A 9,574-nucleotide genomic window follows, 5' to 3' on the forward strand; every position below is an offset into this window, starting at 1 on the left:
TATGTCAAACATATCGAATCAGGCTTATGTGCACCCGGAAGCTAAATTGGGTGAAAATGTAACAATTGAACCTTTTGCCTTTATTGACAAAAATACAGAAGTTGGCGATGGTACTATCGTAATGTCGGGTGCTAATGTAAGAAATGGAGCCCGAGTAGGAAGTAATTGCCGCATATTTCCCGGAGCTGTAGTAGGCGGAATACCTCAGGATTTGAAATTCAGAGGAGAGGAAAGCCTTGCAATAGTAGGAAATAATACTACAATAAGAGAGTGTGTTACCATAAACAGAGGTACAGCTTCGAAAGGATATACTAAAGTAGGTAATAGCTGCTTGTTGATGGCATATAGCCATGTCGCACATGACTGCGTGCTGAATGATAACATCATACTTGGTAATGCTACTCAGTTGGCAGGAGAAGTAGAGGTAGAGCACCATGCAATATTGAGTGGCGGAACACTTGTACATCAATTTACTCGTATCGGGGCACATGCAATGATACAGGGTGGAACCCGCCTAGGAAAAGATATTCCTCCGTATATTATTGCAGGACGCGAACCTGTTTGCTTTTCCGGAGTAAATCTTGTCGGATTGCGCAGACATGCTTATAGCAATGAAAAGATAAATGAAATACAAGAAATATACCGTGTAATCTATCAGTCGGGATTCAATTTTTCTGATGCAATCAATAAGATTGAGAGTGAATTTGAAGAAACTCCTGAGATGAGACTGATTGTTGATTTTGTTAAAGGTTCGCCACGAGGCATTGTCAGAGGTTATTTGGGGTAAGTATTGTAAAAAGAATAAATTGTGATCCATTTAGATGTTCTAAATGGATTATTTTTTTATAAAAATATTGTACCTTTGCACCCTCAATTTATATATATGCAAAATATTAGAAATATTGCGATTATCGCACACGTCGATCATGGTAAGACTACTCTTGTTGATAAGATGCTTCTTGCCGGACAATTGTTCAGAGACAATCAATCTACAGGCGAATTAATACTTGACAATAATGATTTGGAGCGTGAGCGAGGGATTACCATCCTTTCCAAAAATGTTTCGATTAATTATAAAGGAACTAAAATCAATATAATAGATACACCCGGACACGCCGACTTTGGTGGCGAGGTTGAACGTGTATTGAATATGGCTGATGGTTGTTTGCTGTTGGTCGATGCATTTGAAGGCCCGATGCCTCAAACCCGTTTTGTGTTGCAGAAAGCTATTCAGATGGGATTGAAGCCAATTGTGGTTATTAATAAAGTGGATAAACCCAACTGTCGTCCTGATGAAGTGCACGAGATGGTTTTCGACTTGATGTTCAGCCTCGACGCATCCGAGGAACAGTTGGATTTCCCTACCATCTATGGATCTGCGAAACAAGCGTGGATGTCGGATGATTGGAGCAAACCAACAGAAGATATAACTCCATTGCTGGACGCTATTGTAAAATATATTCCGGCTCCCGAATATTTGGAAGGAACACCGCAAATGTTGATTACATCATTAGACTATTCTAAATATGTAGGACGTATTGCTATCGGGCGTGTACATCGTGGAGAACTCAAAGAGAATATGGATGTCTCTTTGTGCAAGCGTGATGGAAGTTTTGTAAAAACGAGAATAAAAGAAATAAATATATTCGAAGGACTGGGACGTATAAAAGTACCGAAAGTTCAGTGTGGGGATATTTGTGCCCTGATAGGAATCGAAGGTTTTGAAATTGGCGACTCGATTGCCGACCTGGAAAATCCGGAAGCGTTACCGACAATCGATATCGATGAACCTACTATGTCGATGTTGTTTACCATCAATGATTCTCCTTTCTTTGGGAAAGATGGTAAATTTGTGACATCAAGGCATATTCACGACCGCTTGATGAGGGAGCTCGACCGCAACTTGGCGCTACGTGTTGAAACAACGGACAACTCCGATTCGTGGATTGTTTATGGACGTGGTATTCTGCACTTGTCAATCCTTATCGAGACTATGCGTCGCGAAGGGTATGAGCTGCAAGTTGGTCAGCCAAAGGTTATCATAAAAGATATTGACGGACAAAAATATGAACCGGTAGAGCAATTGACTATCAATTTGCCGGAAGAATATTCAAGTAAAATTATAGACCTTGTGACACGTCGTCGTGGAGAATTGACGATGATGGGTAACAAGAAAGATCGTATCTATCTCGAATTCAATATTCCTTCACGTGGTATTATCGGGTTAAACAATGCTGCACTTACGCTCTCGGCGGGAGAAGCTGTTGTTGCACACCGATTCTTAGAATTCCAACCATGGAAGGGAGATATCGAAAAACGCATGAATGGATCTATTATCGCTAGCGAATCTGGTAATGCGTATGCATATGCTATTGATAAATTGCAAGATAGAGGTAAGTTCTTCCTTGAGCCGCAGACAGATATCTATATGGGGCAAATTGTAGGAGAACATAGCAAAGAAGGAGATCTGGTTGTAAATCTTACAAAATCGAAGAAGTTGACCAATGTGCGTGCTTCGGGGACAGATGATAAGGTGAAGCTTGCTCCTCCTGTTATTTTCAGTCTTGAAGATGCCTTGGAATATATAAAAGGAGATGAGTACGTAGAGGTAACGCCGCATGCGATACGTTTACGTAAAATCTATCTGGACGAAAATGATCGTAAGCGAATGGCAAAAAAGTGATAAAATGTTCATAATAGATTGGGGGTTATCAGATTATTCTGATAGCCCCTTTTCGTTTTTTATACTAGAATTATCTTATAAAGAAGGGTTCTTGTTTTAAGCTGGAGGCTGAAAAGTGACAGTGAAAAAGTGCGTAAAAGGTGTCACTTTTGTCACCTTTTCACTAAAAAGGTTTTTTTACAGCTTGTTATCATAGAAGCTTTAGAGCATTAAAACTTATAAAAAGTGAAGACACCTTATTATTGACAACTTCTGAATCTTATGATTAAACAATTTTTCATACCTTTGCTTCCTTAAAAATAGAGATATCCACATGGCCGATACCAAACAGCAATTTGAACATGTAATAGCGATATGCCGTACTCTTTTTGCCAAAAAGTTGAAAGATTATGGTGCTTCATGGCGTATACTCCGCCCACAATCGGTTACTGACCAGATACTGATAAAAGCAAAACGTATAAGAAGTATCGAAGAAAAGGGCGTGAGCCTTATTGATGAAGGTATTGTTCCCGAGTTTATCGGAATCGTGAATTATGGTATCATTGGCTTGATGCAATTGGAATTGGGTTTTTCGGATAGTATAGATATTACCGAAGAGCAGGCTCTCGCATTGTATGATAAACATATGACTGAAACCAAAGAATTGATGTATGCCAAAAATCATGATTATGATGAGGCATGGCGCTCTATGCGGATTAGTTCATATACAGATCTTATTCTTACAAAGATATATCGGACAAAGCAGATAGAAGAAAACAAAGGCAAGACTATTGTTTCGGAAGGAGTAGATGCCAACTATATGGATATGGTAAACTATTCTCTCTTTGGTTTGATAAAGTTAGAATTTCCTGAAGAGGGATAATTAAATAAATGGGCAAAAAGAAGGATGTAATTATAAAGATTTTAGTAGAAATATCCAGAATTATACTGGGTGTGACCTTTATTTTCTCCGGCTTTGTAAAGGCGGTTGACCCTTTTGGTACGGCTTATAAAATCGAAGATTACTTTGCTGCATTCAATCTTACTTCGCTTTCTTTTTTGTCTATGACAGGTTCTGTTTTGCAAAGTGTTGTAGAATTTGCAATGGGGGCATGTATGCTTTTCGGCTTGTATCGTAAGTGGAATTCACGACTGATGTTGCTGGTTATGGTCTTTATGACGGGGCTTACTTTGTATCTGGCTATAACAGATCCGGTAGAAGATTGCGGATGCTTTGGCGATGCTTTGATAATTACCAATTGGCAGACATTCTATAAAAATATAGTACTGCTTATATGCTCTGTTATAGTATTCTTATATTGTGAGCGTATCAGTAATTGGTTTACAGGTAAAACATACTGGCTGGCATTCTTGTATATCTTTATTTTTATTGGTCTTTTCACATTCCGCAATTATTTATACGATCCTTTGTTCGACTTCCGACCTTATAAAATAGGAGCTAATCTTCCTAAACTGATGAGTGTAGAGAGTGGAAAAGGTAGAGAAGAGAAGACTGTGCTCGTTTATGCGAAGGACGGAGTAGAAAAAGAATTTACTGAAGATAATTATCCTTGGGAAGATAGTACATGGGTTTTTGTGCGAATGGATAATCATGTTATACAAGAAGGAGAAAAGCCTGTTATTAATGACTTTTCTATAAATAAACTTGTATTTAACTCCGATAGGACAGAGGTTGAAACACAATTAGATATTACGCAAGAGGTGTTGTCGGATTCAAATTATGTTTTCTTGATGATAACACCTTCGCTAATAAACATGAGTGATTCTTATCTCAGCCGATTCGAGGATATAGAAAACTATGCAAAAGATCATAATTATCATTTCTTTTGTGTGACCGCATCGCCTACAGATGAGATAATGAAATGGTCAAAAGAGAATACGATAAATTTTGATTTCTGTACAGCTGACGGACGTATGCTAAAAACTGTAATTCGTTCCAATCCCGGGCTTATTCTGTTAAAAGAAGGTATTGTAGTCAACAAATGGGCGGATATAGATGTTCCTGCAGAAGAGTATCTTACAAAACCTTTGACTGATTTGCCTTATGGACAGATGATAGATACGAAGGCCGAAGACAAAAAGAACTTGATAGCTGTGTGTGTTGCATTCTTTTTACCATTGTTGTTTCTGAAAGGATTGGATTTCCTGTTTTTCAGAAAGATGAAGAAAGAAGCTATTACAGAAGAAGAAAATGAAGAAGAAATTAAAGAATAATATATTAATCAATAAAAACAAATATTAAAATCATGAGAAAGAATATTGTTGCAGGAAACTGGAAAATGAACAAGAATCTACAAGAAGGTGTTGCGTTTGCTAAAGAATTAGAAGCTGCATTAGCCGGGAAAACATTAAAATGTGAAGTAATTGTAGGTACTCCATTCATTCATTTGGCAAGCGTAGCTTCATCTACTAAATTGGGTGTTGCTGCTCAAAACTGTGCTGATAAAGTTTCAGGCGCATATACAGGCGAAGTATCAGCTGCAATGGTAGCTTCTACAGGCGCAAAATATGTAATCCTCGGCCACTCTGAGCGTCGTACATACTACGGAGAAACAGATGCTATCTTGAAAGAAAAAGTGCTATTAGCTTTAGCTAACGGATTAAGCCCAATTTTCTGCATCGGTGAAACAAAAGAAGAAAGAGAAACAAATGTACATTTCGATGTTGTAAAAAGACAAACAGTAGATGCATTGTTTAATCTTTCTGCCGAAGACTTTTCTAAAATAGTTATTGCCTACGAACCGGTTTGGGCTATTGGTACAGGTCTTACTGCTACATCTGCTCAGGCTCAGGAAATGCACGCTTTCATCCGTCAGATAATCGCTGACAAATATGGTAAAGAAGTTGCAGATAACACTTCAATCCTATATGGTGGTAGCGCGAACGGAGGAAATGCAAAAGAACTTTTCTCATGTCCTGATATCGACGGCGGACTTATAGGTGGAGCTTCTCTCGATGTTGAGAAATTTATTCCTGTAATTGAAGGATTCTAAGAAGATCAACTAAAGTTTATATATAATGTTGCGGATGAACCCTGACCGAATATCCGCAACATTTTTAAATAACACACATATGAAAAAAAGTTTTTATATTTTCTTTTTATTAGGATTGTTTTCGGCTTCTGCGATTGCACAAAACAGTCAGAAAACAATCATTGATGAACTGAACTCATCTAAATGGGGGCAAGGGGATGTAAAAGTGATGCAAGATGATGTGTTGCAGGGTAAAATAGCGGTTCGGAGTACCGAGCCTATAGACTCTCTCGGAGAACCTGAGCCGTCTACATCTTCGAATGCGAATGTAGCTCCCGGAACCAGAGTGAGAGAGTACAAGATTCAAGTTTTTATGGGAAATAATCAGCAACAATCCAAAAGAGAAGCTGAATCGAAGCAGGCACAGATAAGGAATGCTTATCCCGAGCTGAGAACTTCGGTTTCATTTCAGTCTCCATTTTGGCGTCTACGGGTAGGTAACTTCCGTACAAAAGAAGAAGCTGAGCAAATGATGCATGATATGCGCAAAACATTCCCTTCATTCGGACGAGAGATGACCGTCGTGTCGGAGGTCGTTAAACGATAATATATAATCTTCATAATGCAAGAAGAAAACAAAATGAACCTCCTGGAGGAGCACTATAAGAATATAATTTCTTTGTTAGGTGAAGATCCGGAGCGTGAAGGCCTGCTAATGACACCTCACAGAGTTGCCAAGGCTATGCGATTTTTGACAAAGGGCTACAGTGAAAGCCCCGAAGCTATTTTAAATAAGGCTTTGTTTAAAGAAGATTACCGTCAAATGGTAATTGTAAAAGATATAGATTTTTATTCCTTGTGCGAGCATCACATGCTCCCATTTTGGGGTAAAGCTCATGTAGCATATATCCCTAACGGATATATAACGGGATTGAGTAAGATTGCCCGTGTGGTCGATGTGTTTGCACGTCGTTTGCAGGTGCAAGAGCGTATGACCTTACAGATAAAGGAATGTATACAGCAAACTCTTAATCCTTTGGGGGTAATGGTCGTGATAGAAGCTCAGCATATGTGTATGCAGATGCGAGGGGTGGAGAAACAGAATTCGACGACTACCACCTCCGATTTTACAGGAGTATTTAATCAGGCTAAAACTCGGGAAGAATTTATTAATCTTATAAGATAGAGATGTTATAACAATATAAAAAATAACGAGATTTTTTCTGCACAGAAGATAATCTCGTTTTTTCGTTTCGGACTATGTATTTATATAATATTCATACACATAAAGTAGATGACGCTTCATGCGAAGGGTATGAGGTGAAGTCTATTCTGAATACCTATCCGGAAGATTTTTATGAGAAAAGAAATCAGCATCCTGATTGTTGGTTTTCTTGTGGAGTGCATCCGTGGAATGCCGAAGATTCTGATTCGCAACTCCACCTTTTAGAAGAAATTATTGTCGAGCCCAATGTCGTAGCGATCGGTGAAGCCGGCCTAGACAAACTAAGGGGAGCCGAAATGTCTGTGCAGATAGATGTATTTCGCAAACAGATCGAATTGGCTATGGATGTAAATAAACCTCTTATTATACATTGCGTAAAAGCCTGGGACGAGCTAATCCGGTTGTATAAGGAATACGAAGGAAGTAACATCCCTTGGATTATTCATGGTTATAGAGGTAATCCCCAACAAACACAGCAATTGAGTCGAGTTGGCTTTAAATTTTCGATAGGGGAGAAGTTTAATGTAGATTCACTTAAAGAGATTCCGTTGACTGATATTTTTTGTGAAACAGATGAATCTGATTTGACTATTTGTAAGGTTTATGAAAATATTTCAAGTGAAATAGATGTAGATAAAAATCATTTTGCTATTTTAGTGGCCGATAATGTAGGTCGAGTATTTAAATAATTGACAAAAGTATATTAGGTTATTAATTCTTTTCAGGTAAACTATGATTGATGTTAATGCTCACATATTACTAATTTATACAGGAGGTACAATCGGGATGGTCGAAAATCCTGCTACGGGTTCTTTAGAGCCCTTCGACTTTGCTCATCTGAACAATCATATACCTGAACTTCAGCGTTTCAAGTTTCATGTAGATCATATTGTTTTCGATCCTGTTATAGATTCTTCGGAGATTACACCCGAACATTGGAAAAAGATGGTGCATATCATCGAAGATAATTATGACAATTACGATGGATTTGTTGTGCTGCATGGTACCGACACGATGGCATATACGGCCTCGGCTCTCAGCTTTATGCTCGAGAACTTGCATAAGCCTGTAGTCCTTACCGGAGCTCAGCTGCCTATCGGTAAATTAAGAACAGATGCAAAGGAGAATTTGATTACCGCCCTGGAGATCGCTGCCGATAAGAATCAGTTAGGCTACCCAATTGTTCCTGAAGTATGTGTTTTCTTTCAGAACGATTTGCTTCGAGGGAATAGGAGCACCAAAGTGAATGCAGACAATTTTAATGCATTCAAGTCTTACAATTATCCTAATTTAGGAAAATCTGGTATTCAGATAAGGTACGAGAGAAAGGCTATTCATACACCCGACTATGAGAAGAAAACGATCTTCCATTATCGATTAGATAATAGGATCGCTTCATTAAAGTTGTTTCCGGGAATTGACAAACAAACCGTAGAGGCAATCTTGACATTGAAGAATATAAGAGCTGTGATTCTTGAAACCTATGGCTCTGGAAATGCTCCTCTCTCACCTTGGTTTCTTGATCTTATCCGCGAAACGGTGAAGCGGGGGGTTATTATAGTCAATATATCTCAATGCGAAATCGGACTTGTAAATATGCAGCGTTACGAGACGGGGCGTGAACTTTTGCGTGCAGGTGTTATCAGTGGATTTGACGCTACATTCGAAGCCGCTTTAGCTAAGCTGATGTTTCTTATCGGGCATAAGTACGATAAAGAAGATATAAAGATACGAATGCGTGTGCCTCTAATAGGAGAAATTACAAGACCCGAAGACAGAGACAATGAAACAATATGAAAATTTGCAGGTATTAGCTGAGAAAGCGAAACCTTTGTTTCTTCAATATTATAAAAAGAATAAAAAGCGTCTAGGCAAAATGGATACCATTGTGCAGCAATTGCACGATGAGGTCTTCGAAAAGATTGATTGCTTGACGTGTGCCAATTGTTGCCGGAGTTTAGGGCCGGCTATCTACGATAAGGATATTGAGCGGATGGCAAAAGCACTTCGCATAAAACCATCGGAAGTTGTTTCTTCCTATTTGCGGATAGATGAAGATGGCGATTACGTATTCAAATCTATGCCTTGTCCTTTTCTTATGAACGATAATTATTGTTCGATATACGAATCTCGACCGAAAGCTTGCCGGGAATATCCTCATACGGATCGGAAAAACTTCGAGCAGATTTATAAATTAACTGTAAAAAATACGAGCACTTGTCCAATTGCATACGAGGTTCTTTGTAAATTAATGGACAAGTGATGTGCTTTTCTAAATTCAATCAATCGCTCCTTTTCCGCGTCCCTTCTTCATCACCCCCTCAATTTTCAAAAAAAGGTTTGAAAAAAAATATGTTTAACAACAGTTTGCATATAAGGGATATAGGTATTAATTTTGTAGTTCTGCCGAAAAATATTTTAAAATTAATTGGTAAAAGATTTGGAGTGTAAGGAAAAGGTTATTACTTTTGCACCCGCTTTACCGATAGAGCCGGCGGGTTTTCGAGAGCGAGTTTTGGCAACAGACAAGATTTAGAGCTAGGAACTCGGACGGTGAAAAAGGGACAAGCGAACAGATAACGATCTTTGAAATTTTGACAACATATGAGTGTAGTACAATAGCACTTCGGTGCTAGAAAATATTATACCGTCAATTTACTTAATAAGTGAATCGATAAGGACAGGATCACAAAA

General features: G+C 38.5%; 10 protein-coding genes. All 10 read left to right on the forward strand.

Annotated elements, in window-relative coordinates; translation table 11 throughout:
• The first annotated feature begins 1 nt into the window (after position 1).
• A complete protein-coding gene (gene lpxA / locus E4T88_RS15115) occupies positions 2-787 on the forward strand; it encodes an acyl-ACP--UDP-N-acetylglucosamine O-acyltransferase (protein ID WP_006841384.1) in 786 nt (261 codons plus the stop codon).
• Between the two features lie 96 nt (positions 788-883).
• Entirely contained in the window at positions 884-2,683 is a 1,800-nt protein-coding gene (gene typA / locus E4T88_RS15120) for a translational GTPase TypA (protein ID WP_135106875.1), read from the forward strand.
• A 313-nt stretch (positions 2,684-2,996) separates the two neighbouring features.
• The gene (locus tag E4T88_RS15125; protein ID WP_135106877.1) at positions 2,997-3,545 is read left to right on the forward strand and encodes a DUF1599 domain-containing protein; all 549 of its coding nucleotides are present in this window, start codon (positions 2,997-2,999) and stop codon (positions 3,543-3,545) included.
• Between the two features lie 8 nt (positions 3,546-3,553).
• On the forward strand, positions 3,554-4,897 hold the full coding sequence (locus E4T88_RS15130; protein ID WP_135106879.1) for a BT_3928 family protein: 1,344 nt from the start codon (positions 3,554-3,556) through the stop codon (positions 4,895-4,897).
• 32 nt (positions 4,898-4,929) lie between these two features.
• Positions 4,930-5,676: a triose-phosphate isomerase gene (tpiA, locus tag E4T88_RS15135; RefSeq protein WP_135106881.1), complete on the forward strand. Its 747-nt coding sequence runs from the start codon at positions 4,930-4,932 to the stop codon at positions 5,674-5,676.
• Between the two features lie 79 nt (positions 5,677-5,755).
• The gene (locus E4T88_RS15140) at positions 5,756-6,262 is read left to right on the forward strand and encodes an SPOR domain-containing protein (RefSeq protein WP_135106883.1); all 507 of its coding nucleotides are present in this window, start codon (positions 5,756-5,758) and stop codon (positions 6,260-6,262) included.
• Between the two features lie 15 nt (positions 6,263-6,277).
• Complete coding sequence (gene folE / locus E4T88_RS15145) at positions 6,278-6,841, forward strand: GTP cyclohydrolase I FolE (RefSeq protein WP_135106884.1); 564 nt, start codon at positions 6,278-6,280, stop codon at positions 6,839-6,841.
• A 74-nt stretch (positions 6,842-6,915) separates the two neighbouring features.
• Positions 6,916-7,569 carry a TatD family hydrolase gene (locus tag E4T88_RS15150; RefSeq protein WP_135106886.1) on the forward strand — a complete coding sequence of 218 codons (654 nt, stop codon included), beginning with the start codon at positions 6,916-6,918 and terminating at the stop codon, positions 7,567-7,569.
• 43 nt (positions 7,570-7,612) lie between these two features.
• Positions 7,613-8,677, forward strand: a complete 1,065-nt coding sequence (locus E4T88_RS15155; RefSeq protein WP_135106888.1) for an asparaginase — start codon at positions 7,613-7,615, stop codon at positions 8,675-8,677.
• Positions 8,664-9,143 carry a YkgJ family cysteine cluster protein gene (locus tag E4T88_RS15160; RefSeq protein ID WP_167755470.1) on the forward strand — a complete coding sequence of 160 codons (480 nt, stop codon included), beginning with the start codon at positions 8,664-8,666 and terminating at the stop codon, positions 9,141-9,143. The genes E4T88_RS15155 and E4T88_RS15160 overlap by 14 nt, the downstream gene beginning before the upstream one ends.
• Positions 9,144-9,574 lie beyond the last annotated feature (431 nt).

The sequence above is a fragment of the Dysgonomonas mossii genome (genome assembly GCF_004569505.1).
Classification (GTDB): Bacteria; Bacteroidota; Bacteroidia; order Bacteroidales; family Dysgonomonadaceae; genus Dysgonomonas.

Bases quoted from the DNA above. Each gene is read 5' to 3' on its own strand.
- folE (WP_135106884.1), top strand. From the start codon at position 6,278: ATGCAAGAAGAAAACAAAATGAACCTCCTGGAGGAGCACTATAAGAAT.
- typA (WP_135106875.1), top strand. From the start codon at position 884: ATGCAAAATATTAGAAATATTGCGATTATCGCACACGTCGATCATGGT.
- E4T88_RS15150 (WP_135106886.1), top strand. From the start codon at position 6,916: ATGTATTTATATAATATTCATACACATAAAGTAGATGACGCTTCATGC.
- E4T88_RS15140 (WP_135106883.1), top strand. From the start codon at position 5,756: ATGAAAAAAAGTTTTTATATTTTCTTTTTATTAGGATTGTTTTCGGCT.
- lpxA (WP_006841384.1), top strand. From the start codon at position 2: ATGTCAAACATATCGAATCAGGCTTATGTGCACCCGGAAGCTAAATTG.
- E4T88_RS15155 (WP_135106888.1), top strand. From the start codon at position 7,613: ATGATTGATGTTAATGCTCACATATTACTAATTTATACAGGAGGTACA.
- E4T88_RS15160 (WP_167755470.1), top strand. From the start codon at position 8,664: ATGAAACAATATGAAAATTTGCAGGTATTAGCTGAGAAAGCGAAACCT.
- tpiA (WP_135106881.1), top strand. From the start codon at position 4,930: ATGAGAAAGAATATTGTTGCAGGAAACTGGAAAATGAACAAGAATCTA.
- E4T88_RS15125 (WP_135106877.1), top strand. From the start codon at position 2,997: ATGGCCGATACCAAACAGCAATTTGAACATGTAATAGCGATATGCCGT.
- E4T88_RS15130 (WP_135106879.1), top strand. From the start codon at position 3,554: ATGGGCAAAAAGAAGGATGTAATTATAAAGATTTTAGTAGAAATATCC.